17 protein-coding genes are annotated in these 23,008 nt (G+C 63.9%); 11 read left to right on the top strand and 6 right to left on the bottom strand.

Features of this window, described 5'->3' with window-relative positions:
- Nucleotides 1–47: 47 nt before the first annotated feature.
- Nucleotides 48–1,055, bottom strand: a complete 1,008-nt coding sequence (gene dusA, locus IFJ75_RS13765) for a tRNA dihydrouridine(20/20a) synthase DusA (protein WP_207932618.1) — start codon at nucleotides 1,053–1,055, stop codon at nucleotides 48–50.
- Between the two features lie 153 nt (nucleotides 1,056–1,208).
- On the opposite strand from dusA, the gene IFJ75_RS13760 reads away from it, so the two are divergent.
- Entirely contained in the window at nucleotides 1,209–2,270 is a 1,062-nt protein-coding gene (locus IFJ75_RS13760) for a site-specific integrase (RefSeq protein ID WP_207868749.1), read from the top strand.
- Nucleotides 2,271–2,435: 165 nt separating this feature from the next.
- Entirely contained in the window at nucleotides 2,436–3,353 is a 918-nt protein-coding gene (locus tag IFJ75_RS13755; protein ID WP_207868748.1) for a nucleotidyltransferase and HEPN domain-containing protein, read from the top strand.
- 14 nt (nucleotides 3,354–3,367) lie between these two features.
- Here the strand turns inward: IFJ75_RS13755 and IFJ75_RS13750 are convergent, their stop codons facing one another.
- From IFJ75_RS13750 to IFJ75_RS19605, 4 genes are all read right to left on the bottom strand, one after another.
- The gene (locus tag IFJ75_RS13750; RefSeq protein WP_207868747.1) at nucleotides 3,368–4,618 is read right to left on the bottom strand and encodes a DGQHR domain-containing protein; all 1,251 of its coding nucleotides are present in this window, start codon (nucleotides 4,616–4,618) and stop codon (nucleotides 3,368–3,370) included.
- Nucleotides 4,615–5,112, bottom strand: a complete 498-nt coding sequence (locus tag IFJ75_RS13745; protein WP_207868746.1) for a hypothetical protein — start codon at nucleotides 5,110–5,112, stop codon at nucleotides 4,615–4,617. Before IFJ75_RS13745 ends, IFJ75_RS13750 begins: the two co-directional genes overlap by 4 nt.
- Nucleotides 5,113–5,220: 108 nt before the next feature.
- Nucleotides 5,221–6,297, bottom strand: coding sequence for a class I SAM-dependent methyltransferase (locus tag IFJ75_RS13740; protein WP_207868745.1), 1,077 nt, complete (start codon nucleotides 6,295–6,297; stop codon nucleotides 5,221–5,223).
- A 36-nt stretch (nucleotides 6,298–6,333) separates the two neighbouring features.
- Nucleotides 6,334–7,296: an HNH endonuclease gene (locus IFJ75_RS19605; RefSeq protein ID WP_213088731.1), complete on the bottom strand. Its 963-nt coding sequence runs from the start codon at nucleotides 7,294–7,296 to the stop codon at nucleotides 6,334–6,336.
- A gap of 636 nt (nucleotides 7,297–7,932) precedes the next feature.
- Between IFJ75_RS19605 and dndB the strand changes: the two genes are divergently transcribed.
- The 9 genes from dndB to IFJ75_RS13690 all read left to right on the top strand — a co-directional run bounded on the left by dndB (nucleotide 7,933) and on the right by IFJ75_RS13690 (nucleotide 21,305).
- Nucleotides 7,933–9,042 (top strand): DNA sulfur modification protein DndB, encoded by a 1,110-nt coding sequence (gene dndB / locus IFJ75_RS13730; protein ID WP_207868744.1) that lies wholly within the window; start codon nucleotides 7,933–7,935, stop codon nucleotides 9,040–9,042.
- Complete coding sequence (gene dndC, locus IFJ75_RS13725; protein ID WP_207868743.1) at nucleotides 9,042–10,505, top strand: DNA phosphorothioation system sulfurtransferase DndC; 1,464 nt, start codon at nucleotides 9,042–9,044, stop codon at nucleotides 10,503–10,505. Before dndB ends, dndC begins: the two co-directional genes overlap by 1 nt.
- Entirely contained in the window at nucleotides 10,502–12,511 is a 2,010-nt protein-coding gene (gene dndD, locus IFJ75_RS13720; protein ID WP_225897114.1) for a DNA sulfur modification protein DndD, read from the top strand. Before dndC ends, dndD begins: the two co-directional genes overlap by 4 nt.
- A complete protein-coding gene (dndE, locus tag IFJ75_RS13715; protein WP_207868741.1) occupies nucleotides 12,492–12,869 on the top strand; it encodes a DNA sulfur modification protein DndE in 378 nt (125 codons plus the stop codon). The genes dndD and dndE overlap by 20 nt, the downstream gene beginning before the upstream one ends.
- Nucleotides 12,869–14,044 carry a cysteine desulfurase family protein gene (locus IFJ75_RS13710; protein WP_207868740.1) on the top strand — a complete coding sequence of 392 codons (1,176 nt, stop codon included), beginning with the start codon at nucleotides 12,869–12,871 and terminating at the stop codon, nucleotides 14,042–14,044. The genes dndE and IFJ75_RS13710 overlap by 1 nt, the downstream gene beginning before the upstream one ends.
- Nucleotides 14,045–14,309: 265 nt before the next feature.
- Nucleotides 14,310–14,804, top strand: coding sequence for an RNA polymerase sigma factor (locus IFJ75_RS13705; RefSeq protein WP_207868739.1), 495 nt, complete (start codon nucleotides 14,310–14,312; stop codon nucleotides 14,802–14,804).
- A 12-nt stretch (nucleotides 14,805–14,816) separates the two neighbouring features.
- Entirely contained in the window at nucleotides 14,817–15,815 is a 999-nt protein-coding gene (locus tag IFJ75_RS13700) for a FecR family protein (RefSeq protein ID WP_207868738.1), read from the top strand.
- Nucleotides 15,816–15,862: 47 nt separating this feature from the next.
- Nucleotides 15,863–18,802, top strand: a complete 2,940-nt coding sequence (locus tag IFJ75_RS13695; RefSeq protein ID WP_207868737.1) for a TonB-dependent receptor — start codon at nucleotides 15,863–15,865, stop codon at nucleotides 18,800–18,802.
- Between the two features lie 7 nt (nucleotides 18,803–18,809).
- Nucleotides 18,810–21,305, top strand: a complete 2,496-nt coding sequence (locus tag IFJ75_RS13690) for an alpha/beta hydrolase family protein (RefSeq protein WP_207868736.1) — start codon at nucleotides 18,810–18,812, stop codon at nucleotides 21,303–21,305.
- On the opposite strand, the gene IFJ75_RS13685 is transcribed toward IFJ75_RS13690, so the two are convergent.
- Nucleotides 21,229–23,007, bottom strand: a complete 1,779-nt coding sequence (locus IFJ75_RS13685) for an asparagine synthase-related protein (RefSeq protein ID WP_207868735.1) — start codon at nucleotides 23,005–23,007, stop codon at nucleotides 21,229–21,231. The two genes, IFJ75_RS13690 and IFJ75_RS13685, sit on opposite strands and share 77 nt — an antisense overlap.
- Nucleotide 23,008 lies beyond the last annotated feature (1 nt).

The following is a 23,008-nucleotide window of genomic DNA, read 5'->3' as shown; positions in this document are numbered from 1 at the left end:
CTTCTAATGGATTCACCCGATGGACGTTCCCTGCGGTCTGTGCCGCATCAGGCGGCCCTATCGCTGGGACGATCCTCAAACTGGCTGATTTCGAAGGCCTTTTCGGCCTCGCGGACGGCCTCGACGGCGCGGTCGACGACCTCGATGCCGGCGCCCTTGGCGATGGAGTCGACCGTCAGGATGCGGCGGAAGGCGCGCGCGCCGCGACGGCCGTGCATCAGCCCCAGCATATGCCGCGTCATGGCCGGCAGATGCACGCCCTCCTCCAGCCGCGCGGCCAGATAGGGCCTGTAGTGAGCGATGGCCTCGAACGGATCGACGTCGGGTGTCTCCGCCCCGAAGAACCGCCGGTCGACCTGACCCAGCAGGGCCGGCTCGTGATAGGCGGCGCGGCCCAGCATGACGCCATCCAGCTGCACCCCGTCTGAGGCGTCCAGATGCGCCTCGGCGGCCTCCAGCGAGGCGATCCCGCCGTTGATGCAGATGGTCAGATGCGGCCGCTCCCGCTTCAGCCGGCGCACCAGCTCATAGTCCAGCGGCGGCACGTCGCGGTTTTCCTTGGGCGACAGACCCTTCAGCCAGGCCTTGCGGGCGTGGACGATGAAGGTCGTGATCCCGACGGCGGCCGAGGCGTCGACCGTGGCGAACAGGCTCGTTGCCGGATCCTGATCGTCGACCCCGATGCGGCATTTGACGGTGGCCGGGACCCGGACGGCCTCCCTGATCGCGGCCATACAGTCGGCGACCAGCTCGGGCTCGCGCATCAGACACGCGCCGAACCGGCCCGACTGCACCCGGTCCGACGGGCAGCCGACGTTCAGATTGATCTCGTCGTATCCAAAGGCCTCGCCGATCTTCGCAGCCTCGGCCAGCTGGGCCGGGTCCGATCCGCCCAGCTGCAGGGCCACCGGATGCTCGACCTTGTCGAAGCCCAGCAGCCGCTCGCGATCGCCGTGCACCACGGCCGGCGAGGTCACCATCTCCGTATAGAGCAGGGCCCGGCCCGACAGGGCGCGATGGAACGCCCGGCAGTGCCGATCGGTCCAGTCCATCATGGGTGCAATGGACAATCTACGTGCTTGATTTATCAAGCTTTTTCCTCTATAAATCAGTGCACTCGAGCGAATTCGGGTGCACTTTTCTACGCTACTCCACGACGTTTTTCGCGCCTTTTCGACATCTCATTGCACCCGTTTTGCACCCGAAAAATGGCTTCGATCCGCAGACAGAAATCCGGCCGCTGGCGTGTCCAGGTTCGTCGCAAGGGCAGAGCCCTCAGCGAGACTTTCGTTCGGTATGAGGACGCCAAGATTTGGGCCGTCGAAGCCGAGCGCGAAATCGATCGCGGAGAGTCTCCGCGCAAGTCCCGGATTTCTAAACTCACGACCTTCGGGGATCTAATCGACCTGCACATCGCCGACATGAAAGAGGTTGGCAAGGCGCCCGGTCGTTCAAAGGACGCCACGCTCAAGATGCTGAAGCGGGTGCTCGGCAAGCGCAAGATCGTCGAGCTCGATCGGGACCGCTTCATCGACTTCGGCAAGACGCGAGCCGGCGAGGGCGCGGGGCCTGTCACCCTCTCCATCGATATCGGCATCATCAAACTGGTGCTCCAGCACGCAGCTGCGGTCCACGGGATGCGGGTTTCGGTCGAAGCCGTCGACCTTGCCCGCTATGCGCTCAAGAGACTGGGCCTCGTTGGCAAGGGGACAGAGCGGGACCGGCGGCCGACGGACGGCGAGTTGGCCAAACTGATCGCCTACTTCGACGACAATCCCCGGCAGGGGATACCCATGAGCCGGATCGTCAAGTTCGCCATTGCGACTGCGATGCGCCAGGAGGAGATCTTCCGGGTGTCGTGGGACGACCTCAACACGCGAACCAAGATGCTGACGATCCGAGATCGCAAAGATCCCCGTCAGAAGAAGGGCAACGACCAGCGCATCCCCCTGCTATCGGTCTCAGGCTTTGACGGCCTAGCCTTGGTGGAAGAGCAGCGGGCGCTCAGGAACAACCAGGATGCTCGCATCTTTCCTTTCAATCATCGATCCGCAGGCGCAGCGTTTACGCGCGCCTGCCGTAAGCTCGAGATCGACGATCTCCACTTCCATGACCTCCGCCACGAGGGAACGAGCCGGCTGTTCGAAGCGGGCTTCGCAATCCAGCAGGTCGCGCTGGTGACCGGGCACAGGGACTGGAAGATGCTAAGGCGGTATACGCACCTTAAGCCGGAAGGCCTGCACGCGATTGCTGCGACGCTGGCGGCATGACCATGGGTGGTTTTTCGGCGAGCCTTGGGCTGTATAGTGGTGCTCAGACCGTCTCGGGTCGCCCATGCGTATGTTCAGACTTCGGTCAAAGGCATGGGCGCATGTTTCAAGCCATGTTCTCACCACCCGGGCGGTCGCCCATCATTCCGGCGCGGGTTCTAACCGATGAAGCGTGACATCGATCATCTGCCCGACAAGCAACAGGCCGAGCTCGCTCGCATCCGCACGACGCTACTGACCGAATTCGACGCCTCTATCGCTGGCGGTACTCAGACCTGGCGCAAGCACGGCAAAATCCTGAAGATCATACTGTTCGGATCGTACGCCCGTAACGATTGGGTCGATGAGCCGGAGAACGGCTACCTATCGGACTTCGACCTGCTGATCATCGTCAGCAACGAGAAGCTGACTGATATCGCCGACTATTGGTACGTCGCCGAAGACAAGATTCTTCACGACGCCGCCATCGGCCGAACGGTCAACATCATCGTGCACGACCTGGCGGAGGTGAACGCTGCCATCGGCCGCGGCGAGTACTTCTGGACCGACATCGTCCGCGACGGCGTCGTGCTTTACGAGCTCCCAGGTCATCCGTTAGCCACGCCGCAGCCACTGTCTCGGATTGATGCGCTTGCTATGGCCGACCGGTACTTCGCGGCCAAACAGGTAGATCTGAATTCTTGGCTCGAGGATGCCGAAAGGTGGCTTGAGCGTTCAGCCGAAGGGGTGCATGCGCGGAAGCGCGCGGCGTTTCATCTGCATCAGGCAGTGGAGACTGCCTACATCTGCATCTTGTTGGTCCATACGTTCTACTTTCCCCGGTCGCACAACATCAAGTTTCTCCGGTCGCTGGCTGAAGACGTGGACAAGACCCTCGTTCAAGCCTGGCCAAGGGCCACGAAGCACGATAGGCGCCTCTTCGAGACCCTCAAGCGGGCGTACGTGGAAGCACGATACTCTGACCAGTACGACCTGCCCGAGCACGAGCTGCGTGCGCTTTATGACGCAGCGCAGGGGCTTGCTGTACTTGTAGAGCGCTCAAGTAAAGCGCGGCTGGCTGCCATTCGCGCAGTTGATGCCTAGGTGCCGTTCGACCTTTAGCTTTGGCTGAGTTTCAGCTTTGGCGGAAGCTCGACCTCATTTGGCTCGAGCCCAAACAAAGCTGCATATCGACGACGAAGATCGTCAGGCTTGGGCTCAAGATCCAGCATGTGCAAGAGCAGTCGCCGGGATATGGCCCTTTTGCCGGGGTTCATCTTACCCGTTGCGCTCATCCAAACGACATCTTTAAAAGGTTGGTCGCCTAGTTCCATGGGCAACTTGCTGCACAGTGAGAGCGCTGCCTCAAGGCCCATCTTGGGGGCGAGTTTGGAGAGCAGGTCGGCCAAAATGAGAAGACCCACTGGTCTGAAAAGGACGTGTCCCGAGCCGTCCTGCCGGTTTTTCGTCAGTGTCGTGGTGTCATCCGTGCCATTGATGTATTTTCCGAACTCGGGGAAATTTTGACCTACCAGACGCAGGAAATTGTCCGTCCATTCAATGTAAGACTTAAGTTCATCGTCTTCGGGCCTATAATACTTCAGCTTCTCCAGCGATTCTGATTCTCTGACTTTTGAGAACAAAATTGTAAGAACATCATAGAGGTTCTCTATGGTCGTGATGTGTTCGACGTCATCAGCCGGTAAATTAGAACTTCCTTTGAACAGAATTCTGTCCGAACCGAACAGAGGGCTGTTTTCAACAAGGTCCCGCGTAACGATTGCCATAACGTCAGCCTCGTCTAGCGCGATAATTTCGCTCTTTTTAACTGCCTTCGCAGATTTGTTCAAAGTCGTGAAAAGCTTCCTAGATCTTTGAAGCCCTGCAGGCGTGCTATGGTGAGCGACGATCAGAACTGAAACTTCGTCGTTTGCGAGATCGGGCTTTTCAGAGACCGCCTTTTTAATTCCCGCTAGGCGGTGTTGTCCGTCTAGAGCAAAAATCTTCTCTTCGCTGTTGAAGGACAGATATCCCAAGCTGTAGGCGGCTGTATTTGTCAAATATTCCGGTTCGAAATCTTTCACAATGGGCTTCACGTTCTCAAACGGAAGCCATTGCGGGTCACCACCGTAAACGGCTACTACAAGTGAGTTAAAAAAGCGGTCTTCATTATTCTCTAGATATTTCGAAATCGCTGCTCCGCGTTTTCTATTGAGCTCCCGCTGAATCATGTCAGACAGTTTCACGCTCTGGTGAAGCTTATCTGCATAAGTCACCTTCTCGGCGACTTGTCCAAGCGTCATCAAGACTGAGTAGAAAGCCCAATCGCCCATTCGTCCGCGCAGTCCGGGAAAGTAGGACGTGTTCATGAGCGGAAGGCCTTCACAATCTGGCGGATTTCTGCGGTGAAATCCTTGACAACGACGGGTGGTATGATTGCGTCATTTAACTCGAGTTCGAGTTGCTCTAGGTCGATATTGGCTGCAATCGGACAATAATTGAAATAAAGATCGTCTTCATATTTGTTAAGCATGTAACAGACGGCTGGTCTTTTGTTGTTTTTCTTTTCCTGCATGTAGTCATAGAACCGCTTGTTTAGCGTTCTATCCGGCTTCTTTGCGCCCGTAATTCCGATGTACATGACGTAATGATTTGGCGGGAAGTGATCGTTCGCGTGAGAAACGGTGAACGCGTAGACACCTCTCTCGGCTGGAACAAGCGCTCTGCCGGCTTCCTCGAACTTGACCGAAGTCCAAGATAGCGGTGTCTTCACCTTGGTGGTGCGCCACCGTGTTGGACTGATAAGAAAGTCGCGGATGTCTGTCCTAAACCCGTCCACTTTCGACACAAAATCGTGGACCATAGATCGCCCTGTCCGCCCTCAATCGTTTGGGATTTAAACGGCGGTTGGATTGATGTCCATGCGAAACGCAACCGCAGATATTTGGGGGGCGTGGCGTCGGATCGTAGGCTAGTTGCGATGTTCCAACACCGCCGTTTCCCAACGCACATCGGTCCGGCCCAGAAGGTCTGGCGCGCTGGTCACGCTAGTGATCTCCAAGCCGGCTGCTGCAGCCTCCGTTGAGAGCGCCTCTCGCGAAACGGCATGAATGCCCCTCTCACCATCGGCCGGTCCAAGGCGAAGCGTGATGTAGAGGCGGCCCTTCGCATTAAGCAGGCTGCTGAGGCGCTCAAGGGCTTTGACCCGATCGTCCTTCTCCACATGCATCCACACCGCACTGAGAATAACGAGGTCGTAGCCCGCCGTGGGCCGTGGAACGGCAGCGATGTCGGGCAGGGTGGTATCGATCCAGCGGATTTTCGCAGACGGGTGTAGGCGCCTGGCCAAGGCGCGCATCTTGTCGGCCGGTTCCACGGCCACAACGTCATGCCCTAATGCCTGCATGGCTGCGGCGTCGCGCCCTGTCCCGGCGCCAACATCCAGAATGCTGCGCTGCTTCCCATCGCGGAGCCATTTGTCCAGCTCTGGGTGCGTTTGTTCGAAGGTTAGGCTCTCGTAGTTGTCGGCGAGTGTTTCGGCGTGACGGTCGTAATAGGCGATCGCCCGCTCGCCCGCCGACTGCGCCCACCAACCATGCTGTTTCGCCGATAAACCCATGAGGCCCACACTGATCACTGCCGCCATCCCTAGCATGAATTGAAACGTCGTCCTGACCGCTGTTGGCCGGGTGAGGAGAGAGCTGCCTCTCGCGGCGACATGGCCGGCTGGGTTGTAGTTCTCCGCCCACTCTAGGTACTGACCCATGATGTAGCGGAGGCGGAAAAGCACCACGATCAGGCCGACATTGCCGGCGGCGGCCAAGCCAAGCAGACAGAGCTGAAGCGCGAGTGAGGTGTCGGCCTTCGCCACGCCAAACCAAAGCCCGCCCGTTAGAGTCATCGCGATCAGCGGGATCTGCCACATCAGCTGATTGAGGGAGCGAAACGTCTCAGCATTCTGCTGATACGCGGCTAGCTGCTCCGGCGCGTTGATTGCTGGGGCGGCGGCCTGCGCGGCTGTTTGCTGGGGCTGGGGCGGGAAAGACATAGGTTTTTTAATGCCTGGGCGAGTGAGCGGCGCAGTCTAGCGCTGCACAGAAGACAGATCGATGTGCACGAGACAGTGCTCGCCCATCGGATCGGGAATGCGAAGACCGGCGACACGAGCCTTACCGATACGGTCCGCTTCCGACGTCTCCAGCATTCGCAGGGCATTCAGTTCGGCTTGCCCGAGGTCGAGATAATTTCGCGCATGGCGCTTCGGGGCGAGCACAATCTGGTTTGCCGATCGCAGGACGACCTTCGCCAGGGTATTGGACGGCAGCTCGGCGTCATCTGCCTCGCAGGTTGAGCAGCCCGCCTCACGATGGCTGTAGGCGGCCTGGGCGCTTCGGAAGTCTGTGTCATCGTGGTTCAGCTTTTCGATGTTGCAGGTGCTGCAAAGCGCCTGAAGGTTGAAGGGGTCGTTTGATCCCCCGAGCGACCGCGGAATGATGTGATCCACATGCAGCGTCGTCTCGGTGGCGCCCGCGCCGCAAGCCTCGCATCGTCCTCGGGCGCGTGCGATGATCCGATATCGTAGGGAGCCGGAGACCGGATCAAGCTGGCCGGTCCGGTGTGCCCAGATCTTGTTCCGGCGACGGTCTATGTATTCCGCGACTTTGGTATCGCACAGGTCGATGAGGGCGGATCGTTCAGCGTCTGACATCGATGAGACTGGATCGTTGAGGCAGTAGGTGGCGCGCCCAGCGGAGATGATCCCGTGGCTCTTCAGAGTGGCATGCGGATATCGACGGACGATTTGTTCGTAATACTCGATCTGACCGAGATCGGCGTTTAGGAAGGCAATCGCGATCTCCCGCCTAGACGCCGACCCGCCCTGGGCCAGAAGCGTTCTGATCATCACGGGTTGATAGATGTGGCTCATGCTCATGGCTTCGTCGAGGAAGCGTCGCAGGCTTACATAGGCGTCACTTGTGTCTGGCCCGACAATCACTTGAAGCTCCATGGATCCATGCCGCGTCAGCTCGGAAAAGAGCTCGGTCATCCGTCCAGCGCGGCAGGCGGCAGGCCGGGTTCTTCATGTTGCGCGATGCGAGTCGCGATTTCAACCTCGCCGCGAAAGCGCTTACCGCCTATGGTCCAGCGACCAACGATTTCCCGTAGGGAACAGATGATGCTTTATCTCATGTCTTACGATCTCAGCGGCGGCCAGACGGAGTTTATGGACGCCTCCGTTCTTGAGGCTGACACGGCTTATACGGACGCAGACCGGGCTGGCGTGTCTGCCGGAGACGACAATACGAGGCGAGTTCGAAGACGCTGCAGCCGCAAAGGCTGCCTTCGAGCGAGCCCGTATCGAGGCCGCCAAAAAGTTGGGGCGGGCGATCATCCCGTATAGAACCTTGGCTTTATCTCGGACAAGGTAGCGCCGCTTGTTCCGAAGCAGACTATCGCCGGGGGCGACATGGCAGCCTGCCTCGCCCACCAGCGGAATTGCTTCGTCTGAGGGTTAGCGTTCGCGTGCCAGCTCCGGCTTCTATCCACCTATCGCCCTCACGCGTCCGCAACCGACCTGTGTCGGACGTTTGTGGAGAAACGTCCAGCCTGATAAAATAAACGTCGTGGATGCGTTGACTTCCACCTGCACGGCGGTGGATTCTGTAGCCTCACGGGGCCAGCCATGGACGACAACTCTTTTACCTTTACAGCTATCCAAGGCACCCAAGCTGGCGCGGCCTACTATGTGATCATGGTGCCGCTCAAGGTCGTGCCGAGGCTTTTCAAATTCGACGACGAGTCGATGCCGACCGAGCTTCGGGCCCAGCGCGTCTTGAATAAGGCGCGGGTACCGACGATCGCCGCCTACATCGCCAACAATGCCGAGGAATATATCCTGTCATCCCTCTGCGCCTCGATCGACGGGGGCATGGAGTTTGAGCCTGTCGCGTCGACCGGCCCGCTTCGTAAGGTCGGACAGCTCAAGGTCGACATGGGCGCCGTGATCCTGATCAACGATGGCCAGCACCGGCGGGCGGCGATCGAGGAGGCGGTGCGCGACCGGCCGAGTTTGGGCGATGAAACCCTGTCTGTCGTAGTCTTCCCGGACAAGGGCCTTGCACGCTCTCAGCAGATGTTCGCCGACCTCAACATCCATGCTGTCCGGCCCACCCGTTCGATCAAGCTGCTCTACGATCACCGCGATGATGCGGCGGCCCTGAGCCGTAAGGTCGTCGATGCGGTGCCGTTGTTCCGGGAGTTCACCTGTTTCGACACGGCCAGTCTGTCGAACCGGTCCATCAAGCTGGTCACCTTCAGTTCCGTGCATCAGGCGACCGCAGAGCTGATCGCCGGAGCGGTCCCGGCCATGAAGAGCCCAGAAGAAGCCCTCGATCGCGCGGCGCGTTTCTGGTCGGCTGTCATCGCTCAGATGCCGGATTGGCAAAGAGTCCAGACGCGCGAGGTCGCTTCTGGTGAGTTGCGCAAGAACTATGTCCACGCGCACGGGGTCGCCCTTCAGGCCATTGCGCGCGCCGGCGTCCAGTTGATCGCAACCCATCCGGACGACTGGGAGGCCCGCCTTGGAGGGCTTCGCAGGATCGACTGGTCGCGCAGCAACAAGGCGGTCTGGGACAATCGCGCGCTCGTTGGCGGAAAGGTCAATCGCGCGACCAACAACGTCACCCTGGTCGCCAATATCATCGTCCAGGCGCTCGATCTGCCCCTATCGCCGGACGCGGCCCGGGTCGAGGCCATGGTCGCGCCGATCCCCGTCCGCGCGGAGGCGGTCTGATGTCGGCGTCTATGCTCGATGGCGAAAGCCTTTCCCTTCGGCTCGAGGAAATCCGCTCGGTCTATCTGTCGGACGATCGCCCCTGGGTGGTCGGCTACTCGGGGGGCAAAGACTCCACCTGTACCCTCCAGCTGGTCTGGACCGCCCTGTCGGCGCTCGCCCCGGAGCAGCGGCGCAAGCCGGTCTACGTGATCAGCTCCGACACACTGGTCGAGACGCCCGTGATCGTTCGCTACATCGACGATACTCTCGGGAAGATCGACACGGCGGCGCAGGCCCAAGGCTTGCCGTTCCGGTCCCAGAAAGTCGTTCCCAAGGTCGACCGCAGCTTCTGGGTCAATCTGATCGGCCGGGGCTATCCCGCCCCGTCGCGCCGCTTCCGGTGGTGCACCGAACGACTGAAGATCGAGCCGGCCAATGACTTCATCAAGGCGCGCGTCGCCGAGTTCGGCGAGGTCGTAATGGTCTTGGGCGTCCGGTCGTCCGAAAGCGCCACGAGGGCGCAGGTGATGTCCTTTCACCGGATCAAGGACTCCCCTCTTTCGCGCCATTCCAGCCTGCCCAACGCCTTCGTGTATGCGCCGATCGAGGCCTTCAGCACCGACGACGTCTGGACCTATCTCCTCCAAGCATCCTCGCCCTGGGGCAATGACAACCGGGATCTGGTCGCCATGTACCGGAACGCCCAAGCCGGCGAATGCCCTTTGGTCGTGGACACCACCACGCCGAGCTGTGGAAACTCGCGCTTCGGATGCTGGGTCTGTACGGTCGTCGAGCGTGATCGGTCCATGGAGGCGATGATCGATTCCGGCGAGGAGTGGCTGCAGCCGCTTCTGGACTTCCGGGATCTTCTCGCGGAAACCCAGCAGCCCGAGCAGAAGCGCCGGTTCCGCGATTATCGCCGGCGCAGCGGTCGGGTCGATTTCATCCGGGGCACCAACACGCCCGTCCCGGGACCCTATACCTTGGACTTCTGCAAGACCCTGCTCACCAGGCTCCTGGAAACCCAGATCCAGATCCAGAAGGAAGCCCCCGCCGGCGACGACACCCTAGTGATTCATGACGCCGAACTGCACGAGATCCGCCGGATCTGGCGGTCCGAGCGGGGGGACTGGGCCGACAGCGTGCCTTCGATCGTGCGCTCGGTTCTGGGCCGCGATCTGAACTGGGTGGCGGAAGACGCCGCCGCCTTCACCGAGGCCGACGGCAGGTTGCTCGACGAGATCTGCGCCGGACACGATGTCCCGACCGAGCTTGTCGTCCGTCTGATCGACGTCGAGCAGGCGGCGCATGGCCTAAAGCGCAGGCACGGCGTTCATCGCCGGATCGAGGATGTCCTCAAGCAGGAGTGGCGCAACCTGGACGCCATCCTGGCGGAGCGGAGCCTGAACCGTCCCGAGTTCGAGGATGGAGTCGAGGTTGTCGATGGCGACGAAGAGGCTTTGGAGCGCCTCGACGGATGATACTCAACCGATTGCAGTTCACTGACTTCGGCCTCTACGCGGGCCGGATCGAGTTTGATCTCGCGCCGCGTCGCCATCGCGGGGTGGCGGCGCCGATCATACTGGTCGGTGGCCGCAACGGCGCCGGCAAGACGACGTTGCTTGAAGGCGTTCGGCTGGCCCTGTACGGGCGGCGGGCGCTAGGGCCGCGCGTGTCGCGCCAAGAGTATCACGCCTATCTCGCGGGCCGGGTCCATCGGGGCGCAGGCGTCGCCGGGGCCTCCGTTGAAATCGCATTCGACTATGCCGAGGCCGGCGTCGTCCACACCTATCGTGTCCTCCGGGCTTGGACCGTGGCCGGCCAGACGGTGAACGAGATCCTAGAGCTGGAAAAGGATGGTGCGCCGGTGCACGCCGTGCCGCGCGAGGAATGGCACCAGTTCCTCCAAGAACTGATCCCTCCCGGCGTGTCCCAACTTTTCTTCTTCGATGGCGAGAAGATTGGCGAGATTGCCGACGACGACGCCGGAGACGGCCAGCTCGCCGCGGCGATCAAGGCCCTTCTCGGGCTTGATCTGATCGGTCGCTTGCAGCTCGATCTGGGCGTGTTTCTCGCACGGCAGAAGGATCGCGAGGGAGACGCGCTCGTCGCGCGTCTGGAGGGTCTGACCGCCGAGATCGAGGCTGAAACGGCGCGGGCGCTCGACCTGAGCGATGCGCTGGCAGAGGTGGTCTCCGCCCGACATGCCCAGGCCCAGAAGGCGGACAGGGTGCGTAACGCCTTTGTCGCCGAAGGCGGCGAGGCGGCCTTGCAGCGATCGCGGATCGAGGGCGAACTTGTGGAGCTGGGGCGTCAGCGCCTCGCCGCCGAACACGAGCTGCGCGACATGGCCAACCGGCTCCTGCCTTTCGCCATGGCGCCCAAGGTCGTGGGATCCTTCCTGACCGCCTTCCGCCACGCCGCCGGAACCGCGAATGACGCCGGAACGGTGTCGCGCCTTTTGGGCGATCTAAGAGCTTGGCGCGAGGCGCCGGCGGATGGTCGCGCGGCCGACTGGAGCGATGACCACTGGTCGGACCTGCTGGCGTTCGTCTCGCGTGAGGCCTCCGTCGGGGCTGCGACGAGCCCGGCGTTTCGGGAGGTTGGGGACGGCGCCAGCGCCTTGGCGCGTCTCGACGAGGTGGACCGGGCCGCCAGGCCGAGGGCGATGGCCCTGCGTGAACAACTGGACGGTTTGGTCGAGACCATCCAGGCCCATGAAGCTTCGTTGGTCCGCGCCAACGGTGCCGCGTCAGGTGTCCTGCTTGATGACCTTCGCGCCACCGAACAGACACTCGGCGCGCTGACCGCGACCGTGAAACTGCGGCAGGACGCCCTGGCGACTGTCCGGGGGCGTCTGTTCACCCTAGAGCGCGAACGCCGCACTCTAATCGACGTCCAGGCCCAGTCGGTGCAGTCGGACGAACGCCAGGCTCTGGCGGCGCGCGTGGGTCTGGCCCTGGCCGAATACGAGACCCGGCTTCTCGATCGGAAGCTCAAGGATCTTCGATCCGAATTCGTGGAGTGTTTCAGGCTGCTGGCCCGCAAGGCGGATTTCGTCAGCGATGTGCTCATCGACCGGGACACCTTCGCGATGACCCTTCTGGATGGGTCAGGACAGGTTCTTCCGAGAAGCGCCCTTTCCGCCGGGGAGAAGCAGATCTATGCGATCGCCCTTCTCTGGGCTCTCGCTCGGACCAGCGGACGACCGCTGCCGATGATCATCGACACGCCGCTCGCCCGTCTCGACACTGAGCACCGGGCTCGCCTCGCGGAGCGCTATTTTCCCGCGGCGTCTCATCAGGTCATCCTATTATCGACCGACACGGAGATCGACGGCGAACTGGCCGACGGCCTGCGACCGCACATCTCGCATGTCTATCGGCTGGACTATGACGCCGAGCGCTGCACCACCTCCGCCCAGCCCGGCTACTTCAGAGGGCGACCGACCAGTACGAGGCTGATCGATGCACTACAGCAAGCTTAGGATTTCGGCGGACGCCACGAGCAAGCTGCGATCATTGCGCCAGAGGACCGGCGTAACGCCCAACCTGCTTTGCCGGATGGCTTTGATGGTCTCGCTCGAGCAGGGCGCGCTTGGACCGATCAAGGCGCCGGACGAGGACGGTTCCGAATTCAACGCCTATACGCTCACTGGCGAGTACGGGGCCCTGTTCGCGGCGCTCCTGCGGTGGGTCGAGGAGGGAGAGCGTCCGGTCGAGCCTCTGTCCAACGAGGCTCTCCTCGACCGGTTGCGCGGCCACATCCATCGCGGCGTTGGTGCCTTGTCCGTGCGCGCCAAGTCGCCCGTCGACATCCTGCGCCTCGTCCCCGAGGCCGCTTGATGGACGGGCCGCTTTACCTCGACCACAATGCGACGACCCCCGTTGACCCCCGGGTTATCGCGGCAGCGGAGCCCTATCTGCGAGAAGCGTTCGGTAATGCCTCCAGCATCGACCATCAACATGGACATATCGCTGCGAGCGCTGTGGAGCGAGCGCGCGAACAGGTGGCGGTCGCCATTGGGGCCCGTCCGGCCGAGATCGTCTTTACCAGCGGCTGTACGGAGGCCAACAACTTGGCGATCTTCGGGGCCGCGCGCGCGCTCGGCGAGAAACGCCACATCGTTACCTCGGCCATCGAACATCCTGCTGTGCTCGAACCCCTGCGCGCTCTGGAGGCCGAGGGGTGGCGGGTGACCTATCTGCCTGTCGACAGCCAAGGGCGGGTCTCGGCCGACGCGGTTCAGCGCGCGCTAGAGCCGGACACGGGACTAGTCTCGATAATGGGGGCCAACAACGAGGTCGGCACCCTCCAGCCCATCGGGGAGATCGGCGGCCTGTGCGCTGCCCGGGACATCCTTTTCCATTCAGACCTCGCCCAAGTGGCCGCGTCGGGCGGCATCGATGTGGAGCGCGACAATCTCCACCTCGCAAGCCTTTCGGGACACAAGGTATACGGCCCCAAGGGCGTTGGCGCCCTCTATGTCCGGTCTCGTCGGCCCCGTGTTCGCTTGCGCCCCCTGGTCTTTGGCGGCGGCCAGGAACGAGGGCTTCGGCCGGGCACCCTCAATACGCCGGGCATTGTCGGACTGGGCGCTGCGCTCTCGATAGCCGCCAGCGAGGGCGCGGCGGAGACCGAAAAGTTGCGCGACCTAGGTCTGGCATTCCGATCCCGGATCGAGGCCGTGCTCGACGATGTTCTGTGGAACGGCGCCGAGGCCCGCATTGCCAGCAATCTATCTCTTACTATTCCGGGGGTGGACCCCTTCGCCCTGATGCGCAGGCTCGGAGACCGGATCAGTTTCTCGGCGGCAAGCGCCTGTGCGACGGGCAAGGTCGAAACATCTCACGTGCTGGTCGCCATGTTCGGCGATACGCCCCGAGCGCGCGGCGCGTTCAGGATCGCTCCGGGCCGCTTCACTACCCTCAAAGAGATGGAACGCGCCGCCGACTGGATCGCCGCCGAAGCTTCACGTTTGCGCGCAGGAGCTTTCAGCGCCGACGCGGCTGCGTCCTAGACTGGCAGTGTAACGCGAGGCGCAGAGGCAGATCGTGCCCTTGCAAACCACCGCAGACTGATTCACCGTAGGGCCGCGTCCTTTACGGACGCCGAGGCGTGAGAACCTCGCTTGAAACGGCTTAACTTCCAGGTTCCGCAGCAGCGGCGTGGCTGGCGTGCATGTCCAGGCGTCTTCGGGCGCTAAAGGCGTCGGCGCGTGCTCAAGCATGTTCTCGACACCCGGTGCTTCGGCCGGGCTCGCCTCTTCAACTGGAGGCGAGCCCGTGACGGATGGCTATGGACGAATAGGCAGACAAGACGCCCCCGGTCTGTCGGCGCTGCATGAGCGTTACGACCGGTGGCTCACCCGCGCCGTACGCAAACGCTTCGGCGCCCAGGACGCCGACGATGTGGTTCAGGACACATGGGTCCGCATCGCGTCGCTCGACCTCGTCGAGGCCATCCGCCATCCCAAGGCTTTCCTCCTGCGCACGGCGATCAATCTCGCGCTCGACCGGCACAGGCACCGCGCCGTGATAGAGAAATCCGCCGATGCGCTGCGTCGCTCGGGCCAGGCCCAATCCGACCAACTTGAAGCTGTGCTGCTGGAAGAAATCGTGCTTGGCTTGCCAGAGCCCTTGCGTGATGTCTTTGTGTTAAGTCGCTTCGCATGTTTGAGCCACGCGCAGATCGGTGAGCAGTTGGGCATCTCCATCAAGACTGTAGAATGGCGTATGACAAAGGCGACGGCCCTTTGTACGGCTCGATTGTCTCTCTGAGGGGAGATCGACATGAGCGATCAACAGCGTCGCGTGGCGAAGGCCGATGCAGAAGCCGCGTCCTGGCATACCCGGCTGGCGAACCGCAGCGTCTCGGCCGACATGATCAGCGAATTCTATGAATGGCGGCAGGATCCCCTGAACGACGAAGCCTACGGCAAGGTTCAGGCTATGTGGACCAAGGCCCGGGCCTTGGAGGGACGGCCGGATATCCAGACGGCGATCGCCGATGCCATGGCCCGCAAGAAGAAGCCCGATCGCAGCCGGATCTGGATCGGAGCGCTGGTCGCCTCGACGGGGATTGCTTTGGCGATCGGCGGGACCTTCTGGTTCCAGGGTCGCAACGCCTATGCGACGGATGTGGGCGAGGAACGCGTCGTGCAACTGGCCGACGGCTCGACTGTCAGACTGGATACGGGATCCAGCATCAAGGTCGCCTTCAGCGGCGGACAACGACGGGTCGAACTTGAAGGAGGCAGGGCGCTTTTCAACGTCGCCCATGACCGCTCGCGGCCCTTCATCGTCCTGGCCGGCGCAACCCAGGTGCGCGCCGTCGGCACGGTGTTCGACGTTCGACGCGCCGGGACCGGGGTGACGGTATCGATGGTGTCGGGACTGGTCGAAGTCACTGGCCCCGACCTCCCGGCCGGCCCGCCCAAGCGTCTGGCGACCGGCCAACGGGCTCTGGTGTCGCCGCAGGGCCTTCAGACCCAGACCATCAATGTCGCCGATGCCACCAGCTGGGCGGAAGGACGTCTTGTCTTCCGCGCGACGCCTCTGAGCGAGGCGGTCGAGGAGGTGAACCGCTATCTCACCGACAAGATCGTCCTGGCGCCGGGAACACCCCTCGCACAGCCGCTCAGCGGCGTCTTTCACACCGGTGATCGCGAGGCCTTTGTGTCGGCCATCTGCGAACTGTTCCAACTGAGGGCGACGACCAACCCCGACGGGTCGGTTCGTCTGACAGCTGATAAAATGTTGCGCGAGCCATTGGGAGAAACCCGAGGCTGAGCCGTCAACCCTCCGACGCACCTCGCGCGTCGGAGGGGATCCAGAATATGAGTCAGTACCGTTATCTCGCCGGGGCCCTGGCGGCCGTGTCCGTCACTGCGATCAGCAGCGCCGTCGCCGCTCAGGAGGCGCGCCCGTTCAGCATTGCTCCCGGCGCGCTCGCTGACGCCTTGCCGGTGTTCGGCGCCCAGTCCGGGCTGCAGATCGTCTACACGCCCGAGACCGTGGCAGGCGCACAAACGGCCGGATTGCATGGACCTTATGAACCGCTGGCCGGGCTGACCCGACTGTTGGCGGGCTCGGGGCTCAGCTGGACCCAGACCCGACCCGGCGTCTTCGTGCTGCGCCGGATGCAGTCCGCCGCCTCCGAGGATCCGACGACCCAGGTGGAGGACGTCATCGTCACCGGGACCTTGCTGAAGGGGTCCGGCGAACTGGCGTCGCCCGTTCTGGTTCTCGATCGCGACGCCCTGGATCGCAGGGGGCGCGGAACGGTCGCCGAGGTGCTGACCGACCTGCCGCAGAACTATCAGGGCAGCGGCACGCCGGGCGCACTGCTGGCCGGCGCCGACGGCAGCGGCTCCAACGGCGTCGTGGCGACAGGGATCAATCTCAGGGGACTGGGGACCGACGCGACCCTGGTTCTGGTCAACGGACGCCGTCTGGCCGGCACGGGCTTCATGGCCGAGTTCGCCGACGTTTCCGCCTTGCCGTCGGCCGCGGTCGAGCGCGTGGACGTCTTGCTCGACGGCGCGTCGGCCTTGTACGGCGCCGACGCGGTCGCCGGCGTCGTCAACATCATCATGCGGCGCGCGTTCGACGGGCAGGAAAGCCGGTTTCGGGTGTCGGCGGCGGAAGGTGGAGCCGAGACGGTGCAGGCCTCGCATCTGGCGGGGACATCCTGGTCATCGGGCTCCGCGCTCCTGTCCTACGAGTACCAGCATCAGAACCCGTTGAACGCGCGTGATCGCGCCTATACGGCGACGGGCGATCTGAGGCCCTTCGGCGGTTCGGACTGGCGCGGCATCTTCAGCGCCCCCGGCAATATCGTCGACTTCGATCCGGGGATTGGCAGCTATGTCGCGAGCTTCGCCATCCGGCCAAACGCGACCGGGGCGGCGCGGACGCCCGCGGATTCCGCGGCGGGCCAGGCCAATCTGCAAGCGCCGTCGTTCGGCGTGGATCTTTCGCCCGAGCTCGAGCGCCACAGTGTCTACGGCCGGGTCCGGCAATCGATTGGCGATCGGCTGGATCTGACGGCTGACGTGCGTTTCAGTCGCCGCACCTATGGCTTCGACAACGTCGCGGCGGCGACCATTCTGGAGGTCACAGACGCCAATCCCTTCTTCGTGTCGCCAAACGGGCAGACGGAGCACACGATCGCCTATTCATTCCTGGGCGATCTGGGCCTGACCCGGCAATCAGGCTCGTCACGCAGCGTGGGCGTGACGGCGGGCGCCAGCTACGATTTCGGGAAGGGCTGGTCGCTGGAAGGCTACCTGTCCTACGCCGACGAGCGGGGCGAGGCGGCTATCACGGACCGGGTCAACACTGCGCGTCTGGATGAGGCTCTGGGCAATACGCCCGACGATCCCGCCACGGCCTACAGCGCTGCGCGCGACGGTTATTTCAATCCCTTCGGCGCCGGCGCCGCGAACGGCTCGGCAGTGCTGGACTTCATCGGCGCCGGATATTCCAGCGAACTCGACCGCAGTCGCGCCATGTCCGCCAACCTGCTTCTGGAAGGCCCACTCACGACCCTGCCGGGCGGCGATCTGAAGATCGCCGTCGGCGCCCAGTGGCGTAACGAGGCCTTCGAGACGCGCTCGACGTCCTTCCTGTCGTCGCTCACTCCGATCGTAACAGAGACGCCGCAGCGTGATCGCACGATCGCGGCGGCCTTCGCCGAGGCGCGTCTCCCCCTCTTTGGTCCGGACAATGCGCGGCCTGGCTTGCGACGGCTGGAGCTCTCGGTCGCGGGCCGGATCGAGGACTACGACGACTTCGGAACCACCTCCAATCCCAAGCTCGGTCTGGTCTGGTCGCCGGTCGCCGACCTGACATTTCGGGGATCCTGGGGCACGTCGTTTCGCGCGCCTGCGCTTCCGCAGTTGTTCGATGAGTCCGCGGTGGGCGCGACGCTCGTCCCCCGCGCCGACGGATCCCGGCTTCTGGCCATCTATCTGTACGGGGGCAATCCCGACCTGAAGCCGGAGACGGCCGAAACCTGGACAGCCGGGTTCGACTATCGCCGCGCCAACGGGCTGCAACTGAGTGCAAGCTACTTCAACACACGGTTTGAGAACCGCATCGCCCAACCCACCAACGAGAACCTCTCAGGGGTTCTCACCGATCCATCGCTGGCGCCGTTCGTTCACCTGATCGACCCCGCCAACGCCGCCGACCTTGCCCTGGTCCAGAGCTATATTTCCACGCCCGGCTTTGTTTTCGGAAATCTGTTCCCGCCCTCGACCTACGGCGCCGTGCTGGATGGCCGCTGGGTCAACGCGGCCTCGGTCGCCCTCAGCGGTCTGGATCTCGCGGCCGCCTATCCGGTCACGCTGGGTGAGGCGACGGTGACCTTCGACGCGACCGCCTCGTGGCTGTTCGACTATCGCACGCAAACAACGCCCGCCGCGCCCACGCTGGACGTGCTCGACCAGGTCGGGCGTCCCACAAGGCTGCGGTCGCGGGCGGGCGCCTCGACGCGGTGGCGGGAGTATTCGGCGGACCTGCACTGGATCCATGTGTCCGACTATGCGGACGCTGCGGGTCGCAGGATCGAGTCCTGGGACACGGCCGATCTCAGCCTCGGCTGGTCGCCCGTCGGCGGCGGGTGGGACGGCCTGACCGTCGCCCTGACGGTCCAGAACCTGTTCGACCGGGACCCGCCCTTCTACGACAATCCGACGGGCTACGGTTTCGACCCGGGTCAGGCCAATCTGCTCGGGCGCGTCGCCGCGTTCCAGCTGACCAGGCGCTGGTAGGCCCCGCATGTCCGGAAGGTTCGCCCGCCTCGCGGCGGCGGTGATGACGCTCGTCTGGATCTCGACCCAGACCCTGGCCCAATCTCGCCCCGTTACCATCGATGACGTTGTCGCCCTCGAGACGATCGGAACGGTCACGATCGATCCCGGAGCCTCGTGGCTTGTCTATGAGCGGCGCGGCGCCTTTGACGCCGCCACGGACTACGATCTCGGCTACCGCTCGGTCTGGACGGTCAGCGCTCTCTATTCGCTCGACCTGCGCCATGGAGGAGCGCCCGCGCCTTTGCTGGCGAACGCCGGATCCGGCGGGCTGATCCTGGGTCCCTGGTCGCCGTCGGGCGCCCGACTGCTGGTCTATCGGCTGGCCGACCGAAAGCTCGAGGCTGGCGTGGTCGACATGGCCATGCGCACCGTCCACTGGACCGGCCTGACGCCGGACATGCCGGTCGCCGGCGCCTTCGCGGCCTGGCTCGATGAGGACCGTCTGGCGATGACGGTGCGTCCGGACGCAAGCCTGCCGTGGGTTCTGCGTCACGACGGCGACAGCCAGATGGAGGTCGCGCGTCAATGGGCCGCGATGGCGCACGGGAAGACTCCGTCGCGCACGGTGGTGGACACCCAGGGCGGCGTCGCCTCAACGCAGAATCCGCTCGCCGACCATAGCGTCGTGATTTTCGACCGCACGACAAACAGCGTCAGACCCCTGCTGCACGGACGTGTCCACGACATCGCCGCCTCGCCCGACGGGCGCGCCTTCGCCGTCCTCCTGGGCGGGGCCGGCATCGCCGCCGACCCGTCCCGCCCCCTGATCCAGAGCGATATCGCCGAACGCGGTGACCTCGTGATGATCGACACCCGAACGGGCGCCCTGACCCGGCCGGTCAGGGAACTGGACGTGGCGCCTCATCTTCTGCGCTGGTCGCCGAACTCGGGTGCGTTGCTGATCTGGGCCCGGGCATACGGGGCGTCCTGGGCGGCCGGGGGACTGTTTCAGGTGCGGCCGGACGGCTCCCGTATCGCCCTGCGCCTCGATGGCCTCGATCCCTTTCCCGCCGGCAGCGGTCTGGACAGCCTGCGCGGCGTGCGGGCCAACCTCAACGGCGAGCAACCGGTGCTGTACGCGCGTCTGTCGGGCGGCGACCGGTTCGACTGGTGGGGCGTGAGTTCGACGCAGCCGCCGGTCTCTCTGACCCGGGAACTGGCCGCCCCTCCCGCCCGGCTGGCCGCGAGTACCGGGCACAGCCTTCTGATGTTCGCCGATGGCGGACTGTGGGAAACGCAGAGCGGCGGTCTGAAGCGTCGATCCAGCCCGGATGAGGCGGTCACCGACGCCGGGTTCACCGACATGCTCGCGCCGCTGCGTCTGCGCATCAACACCCCGCCCGATCGCAACTGGGCGGTGGGCGTCCTGGCAAACGGCGCGGCGCGGACCGTGGGGGAGGGCGACGCGGTCCGCCTGTCGCCGGGCGCCGCAGGCGGAATGACGCGGATCGTGGCAGCCGGCCCGTCGACGATTGTCTCCCTGACGACGGACAAAGGCGAGCAGACGCTGCGGCTCGCAGACACCCTGGGGACACGCACGATCGATCGTCTCAACGCCGAACTCGCCGACCGGTCATGGCCCCGGGCGCAGGCCCTCGCCCACAAGGATCGCCTCGGCCGCGACACACAGAGCTACCTCTATCTCCCCGATGGCGTGGCGCCGCGGGACGTCAAGGGCGTGATCGTCGCGGTCTATCCCGGCTCGGTCGACGACGGCGTCTTCCAGGATCCGGTTACGATGAGGGTGTCGCTCAGCCTGGAGCTGATCGCCGGCGCCGGCTACGCCGTTCTGTCCCCCTCCATGCCCCTCGACGGAGAGGGCTCCGATACGAGCGACGGCTATACGCAAAGCGTCGACATCGCGGTCGATGCGATGCTCGCAGCCGTTCCGGATCTCCCGGCCGATCGGCTGGCGATCCTCGGGCATAGTTACGGAGGCTATGCGGCGCTGGGGATCGCCACACACTCCCACCGGTATCGCTCCTATGTGTCCTGGGCCGGCCTGTCCGATCTGGTCGGCGCCTGGGGCGAGTTCACCCCGATCAGTCGAAGCCGGCCAGAGGAGGGGTCCACCGTCGCCTATCAGATGGGATGGGCCGAGGTCGGGCAGGGCGGGACCGGCGGTCCGCCCTGGGCGAAGCCTGGCGTCTATCTGGAAAAGAGCCCGTTGTTCGCGGCCGATCGCATCACCGAGCCAGTGATGCTGATCACAGCGGATCGGGACTTCGTGCCGATGTCCCAGGCGGAGCGCATCTTCTCGGCCCTTCACCGACAGAACCGAACGTCGCGTCTGGTCACCTACTGGGGAGAGGGGCATATGATGTGGAGCCCCGCCAATGCGCGCGATCTCTACGCGCAGCTCTTCGCCTGGTGGGATGAGACGCTCAGGCCTTCCGGGTCTGCGCGGCCTGATCCAGCCGATCCTCCCAAACCCGCACCCAGCCTTCCAGCGCCGCCGTAGTCATGATCTCGCCAAAGCCGCCGCGCCACAGGAGCACCTCCGATTTCAGGGTCTGATCCAGCGTGGCGACGTCCAGCAATCCTTCGCGCGCCAGTCTTCCGTCCAGCAACCACGGCCGCAGGACGGGGAGGCTCTGGGCCAGCAAGCGTCCATAGAAGGCGGTCATTTCGCCCTTCGAACGCCGGTGGATGATGCTCGGCGGCAGTCGGCTGGCAAAGGCCCGCCGAACGAGGCCGCGATCCCGGGCTCCGAGCGTCAACTGCCACGGGCTCAGGCTCAGGGCCGTTTCGACGACGGGCTGAGCGAGCAGGGGATGCAGGACATCGACGACTGCGGTTTGGCGCGACGGCGCACTGAAGGACACGCCGCTGGCGATGCCGGCGATCTGATGGCTCCTGGCGGAGCCTGATGCGGACGTCGGCGCGAGCCAGGGATGTGCAGCGCTCGCGCCTTCCTTGAGTGTCGCCGGCCGGACCCAGTCTGGCCCCGCACTGTCGTGGGACGGCAATGTTCCCGGCCGCCGTCGCGCCTCGGCGATCAGCGACCACACCGAGCGCTGGTTCAAGCGCGCCAATCCGGGCAAGTCGGGCGACAAGATCGATCGCCATCCTTGTGATCGAAAGCGGTCGGTGAAGACATCCGCTGTGGCCGCCTGGATCAGGACGGAATCGCCGCCCTTTCCGGTCATGACGGCCTCGACACCGGCTGACCGCCATTGCGAGGCCCAGGCGGCGTCGTATGACCCGTCCAGAGCGTTGAGGCCCGGCCGCACGCCTTGGGAGAGGCTCAGCAGATCCGCCTCCGACAAGCTCCCCCGCGGTCGAGGCACACAGACCGGCGTGATGTCCAGACAACGGGCGAGGTCCTCGACATAGCGTCGCTCGTCCGCGCCCGGATCCTCTCCCCAAGCGTTCAGCCACAGGCGAACCTTGTCTTTGGCCGCTATCGCCAGGCTCGACGCGACCACGCTGGAGTCCAGCCCGCCCGAGACTTCGCAGCCGATGCAGGCGCTGAGGCTCGAAAGGCCGGTCACGGCTTCGTCGATGGACGTCATGAGCAGATCGGCCGCGGCGGCGGGCGCAATGTCCCACCGGTCTGAACGGCGGGCGAAGACGTCAGGACGCCAGAGCAGGGCGCCGGGTTCCTTCGCGGGCAAGGCCATGATCGAGCCGGGCAGCACGGCCCGCGGGCCGTCGAGCAGAAGCTCGCTCCAGACCCGCAAGGGATCGATCAAGGCCTGGCCGACGCGGTCGAAGTTGATCCGCGTCGGTGTTGGAAGGGTATGGGCGATCCAGGCAGGGATGTCTGAGCCGACAAGGATGAGATCATCATCGTGCCAGGTCACACACTCCAGAGATCCGGAGGGGTCTCTGAGCGCCGCGTCGATGGCTTCGCCCCGAAGTCTGACGCCAACGAATCGGCCCCAGAACCGGCCGAACAGCTTCTTCTCGTAGCTATGAGGCTCGATGTCCGACGCGGGATCCAGGTGGCGATGGCTGCGGTTGAGGACATCACCGACCAGTATCCAGGCGCCGACGGTCAGTGTCTTCAGTGGTCTCGGGCCGCGTGCGGCCAGCCAGAGCCTGGGCCCAAGGCTTCGCAGCGTGAAGCCCCGGTCGCGGCACTGGTCCCGCAGTACGGTTGATCGTGCGCCGGCAACGGAGGATCCAGCCTTTTCGCCGACGATCAGATAGTCGCCCATG

Source organism: Brevundimonas goettingensis (assembly GCF_017487405.1).
Classification (GTDB): Bacteria; Pseudomonadota; Alphaproteobacteria; order Caulobacterales; family Caulobacteraceae; genus Brevundimonas; species Brevundimonas goettingensis.
Note: the sequence above shows the minus strand (reverse complement) of the source record. Positions and strands in the feature narration are given on the sequence as shown.

Coding starts and splice junctions, on each gene's coding strand:
- dusA (WP_207932618.1), bottom strand. CDS start 1,055: ATGATGGACTGGACCGATCGGCACTGCCGGGCGTTCCATCGCGCCCTG.
- IFJ75_RS13760 (WP_207868749.1), top strand. CDS start 1,209: ATGGCTTCGATCCGCAGACAGAAATCCGGCCGCTGGCGTGTCCAGGTT.
- IFJ75_RS13755 (WP_207868748.1), top strand. CDS start 2,436: ATGAAGCGTGACATCGATCATCTGCCCGACAAGCAACAGGCCGAGCTC.
- IFJ75_RS13750 (WP_207868747.1), bottom strand. CDS start 4,618: ATGAACACGTCCTACTTTCCCGGACTGCGCGGACGAATGGGCGATTGG.
- IFJ75_RS13745 (WP_207868746.1), bottom strand. CDS start 5,112: ATGGTCCACGATTTTGTGTCGAAAGTGGACGGGTTTAGGACAGACATC.
- IFJ75_RS13740 (WP_207868745.1), bottom strand. CDS start 6,297: ATGTCTTTCCCGCCCCAGCCCCAGCAAACAGCCGCGCAGGCCGCCGCC.
- IFJ75_RS19605 (WP_213088731.1), bottom strand. CDS start 7,296: ATGACCGAGCTCTTTTCCGAGCTGACGCGGCATGGATCCATGGAGCTT.
- dndB (WP_207868744.1), top strand. CDS start 7,933: ATGGACGACAACTCTTTTACCTTTACAGCTATCCAAGGCACCCAAGCT.
- dndC (WP_207868743.1), top strand. CDS start 9,042: ATGTCGGCGTCTATGCTCGATGGCGAAAGCCTTTCCCTTCGGCTCGAG.
- dndD (WP_225897114.1), top strand. CDS start 10,502: ATGATACTCAACCGATTGCAGTTCACTGACTTCGGCCTCTACGCGGGC.
- dndE (WP_207868741.1), top strand. CDS start 12,492: ATGCACTACAGCAAGCTTAGGATTTCGGCGGACGCCACGAGCAAGCTG.
- IFJ75_RS13710 (WP_207868740.1), top strand. CDS start 12,869: ATGGACGGGCCGCTTTACCTCGACCACAATGCGACGACCCCCGTTGAC.
- IFJ75_RS13700 (WP_207868738.1), top strand. CDS start 14,817: ATGAGCGATCAACAGCGTCGCGTGGCGAAGGCCGATGCAGAAGCCGCG.
- IFJ75_RS13695 (WP_207868737.1), top strand. CDS start 15,863: ATGAGTCAGTACCGTTATCTCGCCGGGGCCCTGGCGGCCGTGTCCGTC.
- IFJ75_RS13690 (WP_207868736.1), top strand. CDS start 18,810: ATGTCCGGAAGGTTCGCCCGCCTCGCGGCGGCGGTGATGACGCTCGTC.
- IFJ75_RS13685 (WP_207868735.1), bottom strand. CDS start 23,007: ATGGGCGACTATCTGATCGTCGGCGAAAAGGCTGGATCCTCCGTTGCC.